Source organism: Actinomycetospora sp. (assembly GCF_036497585.1).
GTDB lineage: Bacteria > Actinomycetota > Actinomycetes > Mycobacteriales > Pseudonocardiaceae > Actinomycetospora.
The window spans coordinates 1-16374 of record NZ_DASXJD010000154.1; the positions used below are offsets into that span (position 1 = coordinate 1).

At 72.2% G+C, this 16374-nt stretch carries 18 protein-coding genes and 1 pseudogene; all 19 read right to left on the bottom strand.

The window, feature by feature from the left end; translation table 11 throughout:
* A pseudogene (locus VGH76_RS15060) lies at nucleotides 1-554 on the bottom strand (F0F1 ATP synthase subunit beta); the annotation flags it as partial.
* 4 nt (nucleotides 555-558) lie between these two features.
* Entirely contained in the window at nucleotides 559-1548 is a 990-nt protein-coding gene (locus VGH76_RS15065; RefSeq protein ID WP_331557505.1) for a F0F1 ATP synthase subunit gamma, read from the bottom strand.
* 8 nt (nucleotides 1549-1556) lie between these two features.
* Nucleotides 1557-3230 carry a F0F1 ATP synthase subunit alpha gene (atpA, locus tag VGH76_RS15070; protein WP_331557506.1) on the bottom strand — a complete coding sequence of 558 codons (1674 nt, stop codon included), beginning with the start codon at nucleotides 3228-3230 and terminating at the stop codon, nucleotides 1557-1559.
* Nucleotides 3231-3310: 80 nt separating this feature from the next.
* Complete coding sequence (locus VGH76_RS15075; protein WP_331557507.1) at nucleotides 3311-4138, bottom strand: F0F1 ATP synthase subunit delta; 828 nt, start codon at nucleotides 4136-4138, stop codon at nucleotides 3311-3313.
* Entirely contained in the window at nucleotides 4138-4755 is a 618-nt protein-coding gene (locus VGH76_RS15080; RefSeq protein ID WP_331557508.1) for a F0F1 ATP synthase subunit B, read from the bottom strand. The genes VGH76_RS15075 and VGH76_RS15080 overlap by 1 nt, the downstream gene beginning before the upstream one ends.
* 32 nt (nucleotides 4756-4787) lie before the next feature.
* Complete coding sequence (locus VGH76_RS15085; protein WP_169184660.1) at nucleotides 4788-5075, bottom strand: F0F1 ATP synthase subunit C; 288 nt, start codon at nucleotides 5073-5075, stop codon at nucleotides 4788-4790.
* A 78-nt stretch (nucleotides 5076-5153) separates the two neighbouring features.
* A complete protein-coding gene (atpB, locus tag VGH76_RS15090) occupies nucleotides 5154-5888 on the bottom strand; it encodes a F0F1 ATP synthase subunit A (protein WP_331557509.1) in 735 nt (244 codons plus the stop codon).
* Nucleotides 5885-6298, bottom strand: a complete 414-nt coding sequence (locus tag VGH76_RS15095) for a hypothetical protein (protein WP_331557510.1) — start codon at nucleotides 6296-6298, stop codon at nucleotides 5885-5887. Before VGH76_RS15095 ends, atpB begins: the two co-directional genes overlap by 4 nt.
* 1 nt (nucleotide 6299) lies before the next feature.
* On the bottom strand, nucleotides 6300-6506 hold the full coding sequence (locus VGH76_RS15100; protein ID WP_331557511.1) for an AtpZ/AtpI family protein: 207 nt from the start codon (nucleotides 6504-6506) through the stop codon (nucleotides 6300-6302).
* A 269-nt stretch (nucleotides 6507-6775) separates the two neighbouring features.
* A complete protein-coding gene (locus VGH76_RS15105) occupies nucleotides 6776-7921 on the bottom strand; it encodes an MraY family glycosyltransferase (protein WP_331557512.1) in 1146 nt (381 codons plus the stop codon).
* A 24-nt stretch (nucleotides 7922-7945) separates the two neighbouring features.
* Entirely contained in the window at nucleotides 7946-9235 is a 1290-nt protein-coding gene (glyA, locus tag VGH76_RS15110) for a serine hydroxymethyltransferase (RefSeq protein ID WP_331557513.1), read from the bottom strand.
* Between the two features lie 210 nt (nucleotides 9236-9445).
* Entirely contained in the window at nucleotides 9446-10468 is a 1023-nt protein-coding gene (gene tsaD, locus VGH76_RS15115) for a tRNA (adenosine(37)-N6)-threonylcarbamoyltransferase complex transferase subunit TsaD (protein WP_331557514.1), read from the bottom strand.
* Nucleotides 10465-11706, bottom strand: a complete 1242-nt coding sequence (locus VGH76_RS15120) for an L-threonylcarbamoyladenylate synthase (RefSeq protein ID WP_331557515.1) — start codon at nucleotides 11704-11706, stop codon at nucleotides 10465-10467. Before VGH76_RS15120 ends, tsaD begins: the two co-directional genes overlap by 4 nt.
* The gene (tsaE, locus tag VGH76_RS15125; protein WP_331557516.1) at nucleotides 11703-12194 is read right to left on the bottom strand and encodes a tRNA (adenosine(37)-N6)-threonylcarbamoyltransferase complex ATPase subunit type 1 TsaE; all 492 of its coding nucleotides are present in this window, start codon (nucleotides 12192-12194) and stop codon (nucleotides 11703-11705) included. Before tsaE ends, VGH76_RS15120 begins: the two co-directional genes overlap by 4 nt.
* A gap of 34 nt (nucleotides 12195-12228) precedes the next feature.
* Nucleotides 12229-12873 carry an L-threonylcarbamoyladenylate synthase gene (locus VGH76_RS15130; RefSeq protein WP_331557517.1) on the bottom strand — a complete coding sequence of 215 codons (645 nt, stop codon included), beginning with the start codon at nucleotides 12871-12873 and terminating at the stop codon, nucleotides 12229-12231.
* Between the two features lie 356 nt (nucleotides 12874-13229).
* Entirely contained in the window at nucleotides 13230-14072 is an 843-nt protein-coding gene (gene prmC, locus VGH76_RS15135) for a peptide chain release factor N(5)-glutamine methyltransferase (RefSeq protein ID WP_331557518.1), read from the bottom strand.
* On the bottom strand, nucleotides 14069-15205 hold the full coding sequence (prfA, locus tag VGH76_RS15140; protein ID WP_331557519.1) for a peptide chain release factor 1: 1137 nt from the start codon (nucleotides 15203-15205) through the stop codon (nucleotides 14069-14071). Before prfA ends, prmC begins: the two co-directional genes overlap by 4 nt.
* 84 nt (nucleotides 15206-15289) lie before the next feature.
* Complete coding sequence (gene rpmE, locus VGH76_RS15145) at nucleotides 15290-15508, bottom strand: 50S ribosomal protein L31 (RefSeq protein ID WP_331557520.1); 219 nt, start codon at nucleotides 15506-15508, stop codon at nucleotides 15290-15292.
* A 154-nt stretch (nucleotides 15509-15662) separates the two neighbouring features.
* The coding region (gene rho, locus VGH76_RS15150) for a transcription termination factor Rho (RefSeq protein WP_331557521.1) at nucleotides 15663-16374 on the bottom strand (712 nt) is incomplete at its 5' end.

Genomic DNA, 16374 nt, shown 5'->3' on the forward strand with positions numbered 1-16374 from the left:
CCGAAGTTGCGGGCGATGCGCTGGATCATCTCCTGGATGAGCACCGTCTTGCCCACACCCGCGCCGCCGAACAGGCCGATCTTGCCGCCCTGCACGTACGGAGTGAGCAGATCGACGACCTTGAGGCCGGTCACCAGCATCTCGGTCCGGCCCTCGAGCTGGTCGAAGGGCGGCGGGTCGCGGTGGATGGACCACCGCTCGGCGTCGCTCCCGTAGCCCGGCTCGTCCAGGCAGTCGCCCAGGGCGTTGAACACGTGCCCCTTGACGACGTCGCCGACGGGCACGGTGATCGAGTGCCCGCTGTCGGTGACCTCCTGGCCGCGGACCACGCCGTCCGTCGGCTGCATGGCGATGGTGCGCACCTGGTTGTCGCCCAGGTGCTGGGCCACCTCCAGGGTCAGCGTCTTCGTCTCGCCGTCGAGCGTGACGTCGAAGGTGAGCGCGTTGAAGAGTTCCGGCACCGCGTCGCGTGGAAACTCGACGTCGATGACGGGGCCGAGCACACGGGCGATCCGCCCGGTGCCGGCCGATTGCTGCTCGGGTGCCTGCGTCATGGTGTCAGTCACTCCCCTGCGAGGCGAGGGCGTCGGCACCACCGACGATCTCGCTGATCTCCTGCGTGATCTGGGCCTGACGCGCCTGGTTGGCCTCGCGGGTCAGGTTGTCGATGAGTTCATTGGCGTTGTCGGTCGCGGCCTTCATCGCCCGGCGTCGCGCCGCGGACTCGGACGCCGCGGCGTCCAGCATCGCGGCGAACACCCGCGTCCGGAGGTACTTCGGGAGCAGGACGTCGAAGAGCTGCTCGGCGTCGGGCTCGAAGTCGTACTCCGCCCCGTCCGAGTTCTCGCCGTCCGAGTCGTCGTCGGAGTCCCCGGAGTCGAGCTCCTCCAGTGACAGTGGCGCGATCTGCCGCGCCTCCGGCGTCTGGGACAGCATCGTCTCGAACGCGGTGAAGACGATGTGCAGCTCGTCCACCCCCGACAGGCCCCGCATCTCCTCGGGGGCGATGACCGGCGGGTCCTCGTCCTCCTCGGGGCCCTCGATGGTGCCGTCCCCGCCCGCGAGGAACGCCGCGGCCAGCGAGTCCGCGACCTCGACGGCGTTCTCGTAGCCGGGCTGCTCGGAGAACCCCGTCCAGCTCTGGACGACGTCCCGGCCGCGGAACCGGAAGAAGTCCCGGCCCTTGCGGCCCACGACGAACAGCATCGGGTCGTGCCCGGCGTCGGTGATCTCGGCCAGCCGTTTGTTGGCCAGCCGGAGCGTGTTGGCGTTGTAGCCGCCGGCGAGGCCACGGTCGCTGGTGATGACCAGGACCCCGACCCGCGACACGTTCTCGCGCGCGACGAGGAGCGGGTGGTCGGTGGCGGCGGCCTTCGCGGCCTGCGCGAGGACGTTGGTGAACTCCCGGACGTACGGCCGGGAGTTCTCCACCCTCGCCTGGGCCTTGGAGATCCGCGACATCGCCACGGTCTCCTGCGCCTTCGTGATCTGGGCGATGTTGCGCGACGACCTGATCCGTCGCCGCAGCACGCGCAGTTGGGCCGGCATGCGCTACCTCAGCTCTCGTCGGAGCCGTTGTCGGACCCGGAGCCGTCCTCGGACCCGGAGCCGCCCTCGGAACCCGACGAGTCGGAGTCCGCCTGCGCGTTCTTGTTCGAGTCCGACTCGGCCTCGACCGAGGACCCGTCGGAGGCCTCGAAGGACTTCTTGAACTCGTTGACCGCGTCGGCCAGGCGCTTCTCGTTGTCCTCCTCGAGCTTCCCGGTGTCCCGGATCTCCGAGAGGATCTCCGGGCCGTTGCGCTGGAGGTACTCCAGGAACTCGCTCTCGAAGCGGCGGACGTCCTCGACCGGCACCGAGTCCAGGTGGCCACGGGTGCCGAGGAAGATCGCGGCGACCTCCTGCTCGACCGGGTACGGCTCGCCCTGACCCTGCTTGAGCAGCTCCATGAGGCGCTGACCGCGGTCCAGCTGGGCCCGCGAGGCGGCGTCGAGGTCCGAGGCGAAGGCCGCGAACGACTCCAGCTCGCGGTACTGCGCGAGGTCCACGCGCAGCGACCCGGCGACCGACTTCATCGCCTTGATCTGGGCGTCACCGCCGACGCGGGAGACCGAGACACCGACGTTGATGGCGGGGCGCTGGCCCTGGTTGAACAGGTCCGACTCGAGGAAGCACTGCCCGTCGGTGATCGAGATGACGTTCGTCGGGATGTACGCCGAGATGTCGTTGCCCTTGGTCTCGATGATGGGCAGGCCCGTCATCGATCCGGCGCCGAGCTCGTCGGAGAGCTTCGCGCAACGCTCGAGCAGCCGCGAGTGCAGGTAGAAGACGTCGCCCGGGTAGGCCTCGCGGCCCGGGGGGCGGCGCAGCAGCAGCGAGACCGCGCGGTAGGCCTCGGCGTGCTTGGACAGGTCGTCGAAGACGATCAGGACGTGCTTGCCCTGGTACATCCAGTGCTGGCCGATCGCCGACCCGGCGTACGGGGCGATGTACTTGTAGCCGGCCGGGTCGGAGGCCGGGGCCGCGACGATGGTGGTGTACTCCATCGCGCCCGCGTCCTCGAGGGCCGCCTTGGCGGCCGCGATCGTCGAGCCCTTCTGGCCGACCGCGACGTAGATGCAGCGGACCTGCTTGTCCGGGTCGCCGGTCTCCCAGTTCTCGCGCTGGTTGATGATCGTGTCCGTGCAGACCGCGGTCTTGCCGGTCTTGCGGTCACCGATGATCAGCTGGCGCTGACCGCGGCCGATCGGCGTCTGCGAGTCGACCGCCTTGATGCCGGTCTGGAGCGGCTCGCTCACCGACTGGCGCTGGACGACCGAGGGGGCCTGCAGCTCGAGGACGCGCCGCTCCTCGGTCTCGATCTCGCCGAGGCCGTCGATCGGCTCACCGACGGGGTTGACGACGCGGCCGAGGAAACCGTCGCCGACCGGCACCGAGAGGACCTCCCCGGTGCGGCTGACCTGCTGGCCCTCCTCGATCTGGGAATAGTCACCGAGGACGACGACGCCGATCTCGCGCTCGTCGAGGTTCAGGGCGAGGCCCAGCGAACCGCTCTCGAACTTCAACAGCTCGTTGGTCATCGTCGAGGGGAGACCCTCGACGTGGGCGATGCCGTCACCGGTGTCGACGACGGTTCCGACCTCCTCGCGGGACGACTCCGCCGAGAAGGACGACACATAGTTCTCGATCGCGCTCTGGATCTCGTCCGAGGAGATCGTCAGCTCCGCCATGGTTCCCTGCTATCTGTTCTCACGACTGCATGGTCTGGGGATGGGGGCGGCCCGCCCCGGTTCCGGGGCGGGCCGCGCGCTCACGTCGGGAAGGCGTCCGCGGCACCGCGCAGGTGACGGGCGACGCTGCCGTCGAGCAGCTCTCCCCCGACCTGCACGACCAGGCCACCCAGGATGTCCGGGTCGACGTCGGACTGCACCGAGATCGACCGTCCGTAGAGGCGGGACAGCACGTCGCCGAGCCGGTCCTCCTGCTCGTCGGACAGGGCGATCGGGGCGACGACCCGGGCGATCGACCGGTCCCGTCGCGCCGCCGCCGCGTCCGCCAGCCGCTCGGCCGCGTGGTCGAGCGCCTTCGAGTAGGGGTGGCGGACCGCCTGCTCGAGCAGCCGGTGGGCGGTCGGGGTGACCTTGTCGCCCAGCACCTGCGAGAGCAGCTCCACCCGCTTGTCGACCGGGGCGTTCCGGTCCGCCAGCAGGGTCCGCAGCCGCGGCTCGCGCTGGAGGATCCGGCCGAAGCGGAACAGCTCGTCCTCGGTGTCCGAGAGCGTGCCGTCCTTCTCCGCCGAGGCCAGGGCGGCGGTCCGCCCCAGGATCTCGACTGCCTCGACCAGGTCGGTCGGCGAGGTCAGCCGCGTCTCCACCAGCTTGGTCAGCAGCTGCACCGTCGTCGGGTCGACCTTGTCCGAGAAGAGGGTCTCCACCAGGCTGCGCCGCAACGACGCCGACCCGGTGGGGTCGACGAGGTGGCGGCGGAGCTCGATGTGCTCGGCCAGGACGGCGGCGACCGCGTACAGCTCCTGCGACACCTGCGCGAGGTGGTCCGTGGTGCCGGCGCTCTGGTCCGAGACGACCTCTTCGAGCTGGTCGAGGGCGTGGTTCAGGGCTGTCTGGCTCGCGCTGTGCATCAGCCCTCCCCCGTCCCGCTCGTGCCGCTAGCCGACGAGCCCGAGGAGCCCGCCGCGACCGTCGTCGTGCCGGCCCCGTTCGAGGACGACGTCGACGAGCCGGAGGACGAGCCGATCGACCCCAGATAGGAGTCGATGGTCGACCGCGCGGCGTCCTCGTCGGAGAGCGACCGCCCGAGGATGCGCTCCGCGAGGGTGCGCGAGAACTCGGGCAGCTTCTCCTGCAGGTCGCCCCAGGCACGGGAGCGCTGGTCCTCGAGCTCGCGCTCGGCCCGCTCTCGCATGGCCGAGATCTCCCGCTCCGCCTGGGCGCGCTGCTCCGCGGCCTGCTCCCGGGCGGTGGCCCGGGCCTCGTCGCGGATGGAGGACGCCTCGTTGCGCGCCTCCGAGAGCACCTCGGCGTGCCGCTTCTCGGCTGCCCGGTACTTCTCGTCGGCTTCCTCCCGGTCACGCTGGAGCTGGCGGACCCGCTCGGCGCGGTCCTCCATGGCCTTGCGGATCGGCGGGACGACGAACTTCGCCAGCATGACGAAGACGACGACGAAGAGGATGAGTTCGAAGAAGAACGTGCCGTTGGGGAGCAGGAAGTTCTGCGAACTGCCCCCCTGTGCCAGCACGGCTTCCGTGCTCGGCGTTCCGGCCACGTCGATCACCCGCTGCCGAGCACGAAGACGAACAGGGCCATGAAGGCCAGGTTGATGAAGTACATGGCCTCGACCAGACCGACGGTCAGGAAGAAGATGTTGAAGAGGCGGCTCTGCGCCTCCGGCTGGCGGGCAACGCCGGCGATGGTCTGGGCACCCACCAGGCCGTCACCGATGGCGGCGCCGATCGCGCCGCCGGCGAGCGCGATACCACCGCCGATGAAGGCGCCACCGGACTTCAGTCCCGTGGTGGGGTCTCCGCCCTGAGCGAGGACGGACTGCACAAGCGACATGACGCTCCTTTTGAGCTCGTTGGGTGGGATTGGTCGACGGATCGGCCGGCCGCCGGGTGCGGCCGGCCACGGGAGGGCCTAGTGGCCCTCCTCGCTCACCGCGGGCCCGAAGAACTGCATGATGGTCAGCAGCGCGAAGATCAGGGCCTGGATGGCTCCGATGAACAGGTCGAACAGCTTCCAGGCGGCGTTCGGGAGCCAGAGCCCCCACCACGGGATCAGCGCGATCACGCCGATCATGATCGTGCCGGAGAGGATGTTGCCGAACAGTCGCAGCGAGAGCGAGATCGGCTTCGCGATCTCCTCGATGATGTTCAGCGGCGCGAGCACGGCGTAGGGCTGCACGAAGCGCTTCAGCGTCCGGGCGCCCTGCTCGCGGAAGCCCCACACCCACGCCGAGACGAACACGAAGAAGGCGAGGGCGTAGGCGGTGTTGACGTCCGCCGTCGGCGGACGGAGGACCTCGGGGTGGCCGCTGGGGATCACGCCGAGCCAGTTGCAGATGAGGATGAACGCGAACAGTGCGATGGTCAGCGGGGCGAGGTACTCGGCAGGACGCCGACCCATTCGGCCCTGCACCTGCTCGACCATGTAGCCGGTGAGCGCCTCGTAGGCCATCTGCACCTTGTTCGGGACCTGGGAGGTGACGCGGGCCCTGACGAAGAAGCCGGCGCCGACCACGATGAGCGCGGCGATGGTCGACGTCCACATGGTGTCGCCGTTGAACGTCATGCCGAGGAACTCGAACTGCCCGACGTGCTCGCTCGGGGAGATCGAGCTGCCGCCTTCGGCGGCCAGGAATCCGGACGTCACTTGCGTAGCTCCTTGAGCGCAGGCACGGATCCGACGATCGTGTTGATGACCTGGAACAGCGCGAGCCCGAGGAAGGTCCCCAGGCCGTTCGGGAAGAAGAAGTAGGCGACCGACACCGCGACCACGGTGACGAGGGCCAACCGGGCCCCGACACCGCGGACGAGGGCGGCCTTGCTGGGCAGGTCCGCCGCGGACTGCCGGAGGACCGACCGCTGGACCATGAGGGAGTTCGCGGCCCCGAGCAACAACCCGAGGCACCCGAAGGCGGCCATGGCGGCGACGCCGAAGACGGCGCCGAGGACGAGGCCGACGACCCCGACGACGATCGCCACGATCAGGGAGAGGCGGAAGGCCTCACGCGTCGCCCCGGGAACCGTCAGCATCGGTGCGTGACCGAGGGGTTCGTTCACATCAGCTCCCGAGGAACTTCCGCATCTCCGTGTAGGCGAGCCTCGCGGTGGCCACGATCCCGAGCACGAGCCCGACCAGGAGGAAGATCGGGAAGGTACCGGCAAAGTGGTCCACCAGCCAGCCGAGCAGTGTCGGTCCGATGAGGCAGCCCGCGAGCGTGGTGCCCAATCCGAGGAGCGCCCACCCGTCCGCACGCGATTCCGCCATACCAGGTCGCCGACCCTCTCATACGGGACGCAGGGCTGACACGGGCATGGTCAGTCCTCCTCGACGACGACCGGCGACACGCGGAGCAGCCCGGCGACACGTTTCCGCGCCGTCCTCGGGCGGCCCGGGCTCACTCATCTGGACCACTCGATTTGCCCCGTTTCGACGGGACGCGAGGAACCTATCACACCCCCTACGACGACCTGTCGTCGTGGACAAACCGCATTTCAGGGGGCATGTGGTGATCAGGAACGGCCGACCGGGAACGATCATCTGGCGCGCAATCGGGGGACGGCCGAGGCGAGCACCGCGACGAGCAGACCGGCACCCACGACCCCCACCACGAGGAACACGTCGGTGATCAGCGCGAGCGCCACGGCGCCGAACGCGAAGACCCCGGCCCAGAGGTAGATGAGCAGGACCGCGCGGCGTTGGGAGTGCCCGATCTCGAGCAGCCGGTGGTGAAGGTGCATCTTGTCGGGCGCGAACGGGCTGCGCCCGGCGCGGGTGCGGCGCACGACGGCGAGGGCGAGGTCGAGCAGCGGGACCAGGACGACGGCGGCGACGACGACGATCGGCGCGAGCAGTGCCAGCGCGTTGCGCGGAGCGGAGTCGGCGTAGGTGATGCGCCCCGACGCGCTGGTGGTGGCGGCGGCGAGCATCAGCCCGATGAGCATCGACCCGGAGTCGCCCATGAAGATGCGCGCCGGCTGGAAGTTGTGGGGCAGGAACCCCGCGCACGCCCCGGCGAGCACCGCGGCGATGAGCGCGGGCGGATAGGCGGTGACGTCGCCGCCGCGCTGCTCGAGCAGGCCGAGCGAGAACGCCAGGATCGCCAGCGACGCGATCAGCCCGATCCCGGCGGCGAGCCCGTCGAGCCCGTCGACGAAGTTCACCGCGTTGACCAGCACCACGCAGAGGAACACGGTGAGCACCACGCCCTGGTTGGGGTCGAGCAGCAGCAGCGTCCAGTCGCCCCCGTCGGGGATGGGCAGCACGAACCACTGCACGCCGAGCAGGACCAGCACGCCCGCCGAGGTGGCCTGGCCGGCGAGCTTGGTCAGCGCGTCGATGCCGAAGCGGTCGTCGAGCGCGCCGACCAGCACGATCAGCCCGCCCGCGACCATCACCGCGCGGGTCTCCGAGGAGTAGTCGAACGCGCGGCGCAGCACCGGCAGCTGCGAGGCCACGAACACCCCGGCGAGGACGCCGATGTACATGGCCACCCCGCCGAGGCGCGGGATGGGCACGGTGTGCACGTCCCGCCCGCGGGGGACCGCGATGGCCCCGGCGCGGATCGCGAGCCGTCGCACGACCCCGGTGATCAGGAACGTCACCACCGCCGCGCAGAGCCCGACCAGGAGGTACTCCCGGATCGGCAGCCCCTGCGGGGCGAACGGTGGCGACGGGTCCACGGCGGTCAGGTTAGACCGGTGGACTCAGCCCCTCGGGTAGGCGGGGAAGCGACTGACCAGTGTCGCCACCTCGTCGCGCACGTCGGCGAGCGACCGCTTCCCGTCCTCGGTGGTCTCGTCGGCGGTCACGGCGGCGGCGATGAGGCGCGCGACCTCGGGCATCTCGGCCGGCGTCATGCCCTGCGTGGTGATCGACGGCGAGCCCACGCGGATGCCGGACGCGGTCATCGGGGGCTGCGGGTCGTAGGGGATGGCGTTCTTGTTGAGCGTGATCCCGGCGAGCCCGCTGCGGGCCTCGGCCTCCTTGCCGGTGACGCCCAGCGGCTGCAGGTCGAGCAACGCGAGGTGGGTGTCGGTGCCGCCCGAGATCGCGCGCATGCCGTGGTCGACCAGCCCGGAGGTCAGCGCCTGGGCGTTCTCGATGACGGTGCGGGCGTAGTCCTGGTAGGCCGGGGTGGCCGCCTCGGCCAGCGCGACCGCCTTGCCGGCGACGGCGTGCATCAGCGGGCCGCCCTGCAGGAACGGGAAGACGGCCTTGTCCAGCGCCTTGGCGTGCTCGGCCTTCGACACGAGCATGCCGCCGCGCGGCCCGCGCAGGACCTTGTGGGTGGTGAAGGTGACGACGTCGGCGTAGGGCACCGGGCTGGGGATCGCCTGGCCGGCCACCAGGCCGATGAAGTGCGCGGCGTCGACCCAGAGGATCGCGCCGGCCTCGTCGGCGATCTCCCGGAAGCGCTGGAAGTCGATGAGGCGCGGGTAGGCGGTGGCGCCCGCGACGATCATCGTCGGTCGGTGCTCGAGCGCGAGGTCGCGCACCTGGTCGTAGTCGATGAGGCCGTCGTCCTCACGGACGGTGTAGGGCACCGGCTCGAACCACTTGCCCGAGAAGCTGACCTTGGCGCCGTGGGTGAGGTGCCCGCCGTGCGGCAGGCTCATCGCCAGCACCTTGTCGCCGGGCTGGCAGAACGCCGCGTACACCGCGAGGTTGGCGTTCGCGCCCGAGTGCGGCTGCAGGTTGGCGTGCTCGGCGCCGAACAGCGTCTTCGCGCGCTCGATGCCGATCTCCTCGGCGCGGTCGACGACCTCGCAGCCGCCGTAGTAGCGCCGTCCGGGGTAGCCCTCGGCGTACTTGTTGGACAGCGTCGAGCCCAGCGCCGCGAGCACGGCGGGGCTGGTCAGGTTCTCGCTCGCGATGAGCTGGAGACCGCCGCGCAGCCGTGCGAGCTCGTCGTCGACGACCTGGGCGATCTCCGGGTCGACCGCTGCGAGGGCGTCGTAGTCCGGGCCCCAGAAATGCTCGCTCGTGGCTGCCACGTCCGTGTTACCTCACTCTGCTCGGGATGGACCGACGAGGCGGCGCCCCCGGAGTGGGACGACACCGTCGATCCGGAACCGGTCTCCGACGTTACCCGGGCCCGTGGTGCCCGGTCGGGCGGATTGTGCGGCTGGTCACCGTGCTTCCGCGCCAGGTAGCGCCGGGTCGCCGCTCGTTCCTCGCGCCGCAAGGGCGTCCACCGGCGCGACCTACCAATCGGCGATGGTCAGGGACGTGTCCGGGCGCGGCCGACCGTCGAGGCCGCGGGCCAGGTAGTCCCAGGCGGCGAGCCCGATCATGGCGCCGTTGTCGGTCGACCAGCGCAGCGGCGGCAGGCACAGCGACACCCCGGCCTCGTCGCAGAGCTGCTGCGCCGCGGCCCGCACCTGCGGGCTCGCCGCCACCCCGCCGACGACGACGAGGCAGCGGCTCGGGTACCGGGCCAGGGCTTTGCGGCACTTCGCGACGAGCACGTCGAGGCAGGCGTCGACGAACGAGGCCGCCACGTCCGCAGCACCGCTCCCACCCGCCCGGTCGGGGTTCGCGGCCAGGAACCGCGACACCGACGACTTCAGCCCCGAGAAGGAGAAGTCGAGCTCGAGGTCCTTCGCGGGCCGGGGGAAGGCGACGTCGGGCGTCCCGGTCTTGGCGAGCTTGTCGATCGCCGGTCCACCCGGGTACGGCAGCCCGAGCATGCGGGCGACCTTGTCGTACGCCTCCCCCACCGAGTCGTCCCGGGTCGACCCGACCAGCTCCACCGCACCGGGGGCGGGCAGGTGCGCCAGCAGCGTGTGACCCCCGGAGACCAGCAGCACCATCGCCGGGTAGTCGACGCGGCGCTCGTCGAGGTCGGCGCTGCGCAGGTGCCCCCGCAGGTGGTTGACGCCGTAGACCGGCAGGCCCCAGCCGTCGCCGAGCCCGACGGCGCTGTTGGTGCCCACCACCAGCGAACCGATCAGCCCCGGGCCCCGCGTCACGCCGATGGCGGTGAGGTCGGACGGGCGCAGGTCGGCATCGGTGAGGACCTTGCGCACCGTCGGGAGGATCGCGTCGACGTGCGCCCGGCTGGCCATCTCGGGGTAGACCCCGCCGTAGCGGTCGTGCAGCTCGACCTGCGAGGCGACGGCGGCCGCGACCACCTCGCCGTCGGGACGCACCACCGCGACCCCGGTGTCGTCGCACGAGGTCTCGATGCCGAGCATCAGCCCGTCGTCGGGGAGCACGGCGGTCACGCGTTGATCACTCTCTCGATCTCCGAGGCCGGGACGGCGCCCTCGCGCTCGATCCGCGGCACGTCCAGGTGACAGTTCACGACCGTCGACGGCACCCCGGAGCGCACCCCGCCGTCGACGACGGCGTCCGGGCGTCCCGCGAGCTGGTCGAGGATCGGGCCGGGCGCCTGGGCCGTCGGCTCGCCGTGGGCGTTCGCGCTGGTCACGAGCAGGGGCCCGACGTCGGAGAGCAGCGCACGCAGGTCGGGGTCCGACGGCACCCGCACCCCGATCTCGTCGCGACCCTGCAACCACCCCGGCGCCGTGGTCGCGTCGATGCCGAGCGCCACGGTGAGGGGGCCGGGCGAGAATGCCGCGAGCAGGCGGCGTGCCGCCTCGGTGACCTGCACGCCGAGGGCGGGGAGCTCGTCGGGGGTCGCCACCATGATCGGGAGCTCCCGGGTGCGCGGCCGGTCCTTGAGCGCGAAGAGGGTGTCGATCGCGGCCGGACGGCGGGGGTGCACGGCCAGCCCGTAGACGGTGTCGGTCGGCAGCAGCGCCACCCCGCCGTCGAGCAGGGCCTCCCGCGCGGCGGTGAAGCCGTCGCCGCGGAAGCGCACCGAGGACTCGGTGAGCGGCGCGGCGCTGACGACGGCGGGGTCGTGCTCGCCGGCTCGCAGCCGGACCGTGAGGGCGTCGACGTCCGGGGCGTCGAGCCCGGTGTCGTGGGTGGCCAGGCCGTGCCCGGCGAGGAGGGCGGCGGCGTAATCGCGGCGAGACCCGGCCAGCGCGACGGGCTCGGTGGTCCCGGCCAGCCGCTCGGCCAGCTCCTTGACCACGACGTCGACGTCGCCGTGGCGCAGCGTCGCGTGGCCGTCGGCGCTGGTCAGCGACGCGTAGACCGCGGTGCCGCCCGCAGGACGCAGCACCAGGGCCGGGAGCCGGCCGGCCTGGGTGGTGAGCAGCGAGAGCGAGTCGAGCGCGACGACGGGCACGCCCCGGGCGAACGCCACCGCGTTGACGTAGGCGATGCCCGCGCGCACCGACGCGAGGTTCCCGGGCCCGACGTCGACGGCGAGCCGGTCGAGGTCCGCCACGGACCGCCCGGCGTCGCGGATGACCCCGCCGGCCAGCACCCCGACGTCGACGAAGCCGGGGTCGCCGCGGTCCGCGCTCGCGCGGGCGAGGACGCGGTCGTCGTCGAGCAGCGCGGCGCCGTAGACCCGCGAGGAGGTCTCGACGGCGAGCGTCAGGGTCATGCCGGGCTCCGGGTGGTGCTCTCGAGGGCGTCGATCACCGGCGCCCACCGGTCACTCCCGCGCACGGTGATCGTGCGCCGGGCCGGGTCGTCCGGGTCGGAGGCCGCCAGGTGCATCCGGAGCGGGTCGACGAACTCGCCCGCCACGAGGTCGGCCCACTCCACGAGCGCGACGACCTCGTCGAGGTACTCGTCGAGGCCGAGGTCGCGGAACTCGGTGAGGTCGGTGAGCCGGTAGGTGTCGACGTGGAGGATCCGCGGCCCGGGGGTCGGGTAGAACTGCGCGAGCGAGAACGTCGGGCTGGAGACGGCCGCCGCCGAGCCCAGCGCCGCGACGAGCGCGGAGACGAACGTCGTCTTGCCCGCCGCGAGCTCGCCGGTGAGCAGCACCGCGTCCCCGGCGTGCAGGTGCGGCGCGAGGGCGGCGGCGACGCGTGCCGTGCCCTCGGGCCCGTCCGCGTGCAGCACCGTCTCCACCTGCTCGTCCATCGCCTCCCCATGATAGGAGGCGCCCCGGGGCTGCTCAGGCGGTGGCCGGGGTGTGGCCGAGGACCTCGGCGATCTCGGCGGTGCTCACCGCCCCCTCGCGCCGCACGACCGGCTCGGGCCCGGTGAGGTCGACGATCGTGGACCCCGCGTCCGCGACGAGCGGGCCGCCGTCGAGGTAGACGTCCACGGCGTCGCCGAGCTGGGCGTAGGCGTCACCGCAGTCGTGCGGGACCGCTCCACCGCCCGCGTTCGCCCCGGTGATCGCCATCGGGCCGCACTCGCGCAGCAGCTCGAGCGCCACCGGGTGCAGTGGCATCCGGAGCACGACGGTGCCCCGGGTGCGCCCGAGGTCCCACGCCAGCGACGGCGCGTGCGGCAGGACGATCGAGAGGCCCCCGGGCCAGAACGCCTCGACGAGCTCGCGGGCGGTGCTGGGGACGACCGCGACGAGGCCGTCGATCGTCGACCAGCTCCCGACGAGCACCGGGACCGGGGTCTCCGGGCCGCGCCCCTTGGCCGCGAGCAGCGCACGGACGGCCGCCTGGTCGAACGCGTCGGCGCCGACGCCGTAGGAGGTGTCGGTCGGGACGACGACGAGCCGGCCCGCGCGCACGGCGGCCGCGGCGGCGGCGAGCCCGGCGGCCCGGGTGTCGGGGACGCGGCAGTCGAAGGTCGTCACGGCGCCGAGACTAGGACCCCGGGCCGTCGGGTCCGGGTGGGCCTTGTCGCGGCGTTCTGCGGTCGGCCGGGCAGCTTGTCGTGGGGAATCACCGCGACAGGACGAACCCGGCCGATGAGTGAACGGCGCCGTTCGCGCGTTGGACGCCAGGAATGTGCCGTTGCTGCCACGGGCGCGGAGGCGGGGCCCCTAAGTGAACGGCGCCGTCCTGACGTTGGACGCCAGGATCGTGCCGTTCCTGCCACGCGAGCCGGGGCGGGAGCCGGGGCGGGAGCCGGGGCGGGAGCCGGGGGCGGGAGCCGGGGGCGGGAGCCGGGGGCGGAGCCCCGAGCCGTGGAGGCCGAGCGCCCGGGCCGTCAGTCCCGACGCCGGGTCCCGACTGCCATCCGGGGACGTCCGGCCAGGTCCTCGCGGGTCTCGACGTCGACGAACCCGGCCCCCTCGAGCACCTCGCGCACCGCCGTGGCGTGCGACTCGTCGTGCTCCACGGCGACCCGCCCGCCCTCGCGCAACAGCCGCGCCGCCGTCGTGGCGAGCGGACCGATGACGGCGAGGCCGTCGGGGCCGGCGAACACGGCCTCGTGCGGGTCGTGGTCGACCTCGGGCGACACGGCCGTGCCCTCCGGGACGTACGGGGGGTTGGCGACGACGACGTCGACGATCCCCTCCAGCGTCGCGAGGGTGGCCGGGTCGGTGACGTCGGCCGCGGTGAGCCGCACCCCGGACCCCTCGAGGTTGCGGCGGGCCCAGGCCAGGGCGCCGGGGTCGAGCTCCACGGCGTGCACCTCGGCGTCGGGCCGCGCCGTCGCGATGGCGAGCGCGAGCGCCCCGGACCCGGTGCACAGGTCGACCACCCGCGGACCGCCGATCCCGCGCGCCGCGGCGACCGCCTCGCCGAGCAGCAGCTCGGTCTCGGGGCGCGGCACGAACACCCCCGGCCCGACGGCGACCGAGACCGGTCCGAGCACCGCGCTCGAGACCAGGTGCTGGAGCGGTTCCCGGGCCTCCCTGCGCGCCACGAGGGCCTCCAGTCGGGCGGCGGCGTCGTCGTCGAGGTCCGGGGCGAGCACGAGACGGGTCCGCGGGACACCGAGGACGTGCGCGGCGAGCAGCTCGGCGTCCACGCGCGGGCTCTCGACGCCGGCCTCGGCGAGGCGCGCGGCGGCGTCGGCCACGCGGGTTCGGGTCGGCGCGATCATCGGACTCCCTCCTGGCCGGCCTCCTGGGCGGCCTGCGTGAGCCGTTCCTCGCGGTCCGCGGCGCGCAGGGCGTTCAGCACGCCGTCGAGCTCACCGTCGAGTACCCGGTCGAGGTCGTAGGACTTGTAGCCGATGCGGTGATCGGAGATCCGGTTCTCGGGGTAGTTGTACGTGCGCACCCGCTCGGAGCGGTCGACCGTGCGGACCTGGCTGCGACGGTCGGCCGACTGCTGGGCGGCCTCGGCCTCGTCGTGCACCGCCTGCAGGCGCGAGCGGAGCACCTCCATCGCCCGGGCCTTGTTCTGCAGCTGCGAGCGCTCGTTCTGGCACGACACCACGATGCCGGTCGCCAGGTGGGTGATGCGTACGGCGGAGTCGGTGGTGTTGACGCCCTGCCCGCCCTTGCCCGACGAGCGGAACACGTCGATGCGCAGGTCCTTCTCGTCGATCTCGACGGCGGCATCGGCCGCGTCCCGCTCCGGGTAGACCAGCACGCCGGCGGCCGAGGTGTGGATGCGGCCCTGGGACTCGGTGACGGGGACGCGCTGCACGCGGTGCACGCCGCCCTCGTACTTCAGCCACGCCCAGACGCCGTCGGAGCCGGAATCTTCGAGAGCACTGCTGCCCGGGGCCGTGATCGCCACCGTGACGTCCTTGAAGCCCCCGAGGTCGGACTCGGTGCCCGAGAGCACCGTGACCTTCCAGCCCCGGCGCTCGGCGTAGCGGGAGTACATCCGCAGCAGGTCCCCGGCGAACAACGCTGACTCCTCGCCGCCCTCGCCGGACTTGACCTCGACGACGACGTCGTTCGCGTCGGCCGGGTCGCGCGGGATCAGCAGCTCACCCAGCCGTTCGGACAGCGTGGTGACGGTGCCCTCGAGGGCCTCGGCCTCCGCGGCGAACGCCGGGTCCTCCCCGGCGAGCTCGCGGGCGTCGGCGAGGTCGGCCTCGGCGCGCTCGAGCTCACCGGCGGTCGCCACGATCGGGGCGAGCTCGGCGTAGCGGCGCCCCAGCCGGCGCGCGAGCGCTTGGTCGGCGTGCACCTCCGGCTCGGACAGGCGTGCCTCCAGGCCGGCGTGCTCCTCCACGAGGGCGCGCACCGAGTGCGCCGAACCGCCTGCCACCTGGGTCATCTCTGTACTCCTCGGGTTTCGCTCCGAACGCACGAACGCCCGCCGCCGGCCACTCGCGGTGGCCGACGGCGGGCGTCGTGGGAGCTACTTGCGGCCGGCGCGCTTGCCGTACCGGGCCTCGAAGCGGGCGACCCGGCCACCGGTGTCCATGATGCGCTGCTTGCCGGTGTAGAAGGGGTGGCAGGCCGAGCAGACCTCGACGTTGATGACGCCGTTCTGCTTGGTGCTGCGCGTGGTGAACGAGTTGCCGCAGCCGCAGTTGATCTGCGTCTCGACGTACTCGGGGTGGATGCCCTGCTTCACGTGGCTGGTCCTCTCGTATCGGCCGCCGGGTCCCCGAACCCTCGGGGTGAACCGGAGGCAGCTGTGCCACCGGGCATTCTCTCAGGAGTGCCCGTCGCTCGCGTCAACAGCCCCGGCGGTCGGGTGATTCCCGGCCGCCAGGGCGTCGGGACGGCTAATCCTCTTCCTTGCCCGGGGTCGTCTTCGCGACCTGCATGAGGAACTCGATGTTGGTGCGGGTCTTGCGGAGCCGGTCGAGGACCAGCTCGATCGCTTGCTGCGAGTCGAGCGCGGCCAGCACGCGGCGCAGCCGGTGCATGACGGCCATCTCGTCGGGCGAGAGGAGCAGCTCCTCCTTGCGCGTGGACGAGGCGTCCGGGTCGATCGCCGGGAAGATGCGCTTGTCAGCGAGCTTGCGGTCGAGCTTGAGCTCGGCGTTGCCGGTGCCCTTGAACTCCTCGAAGATCACCGTGTCCATCGTCGAGCCGGTCTCGACCAGCGCCGTGGCGAAGATCGTCAGCGACCCGCCGTCCTCGATGTTGCGCGCGGCGCCGAGGAAGCGCTTGGGCGGGTAGAGCGCCGTCGAGTCGACACCCCCGGAGAGGATGCGGCCCGAGGCGGGCGCGGCCAGGTTGTAGGCGCGGCCGAGGCGGGTGATCGAGTCGAGCAGCACGACGACGTCGTGGCCCTGCTCGACCAGGCGCTTCGCCCGCTCGATCGACAGCTCCGCCACCGAGGTGTGGTCCGACGGCGGCCGGTCGAAGGTCGAGGCGATGACCTCGCCCTTCACCGTGCGCTGCATGTCGGTGACCTCCTCCGGCCGCTCGTCGACGAGCACGACCATGAGGTGGACCTCGGGGTTGTTCGTGGTGATCGCGTTCGCGATC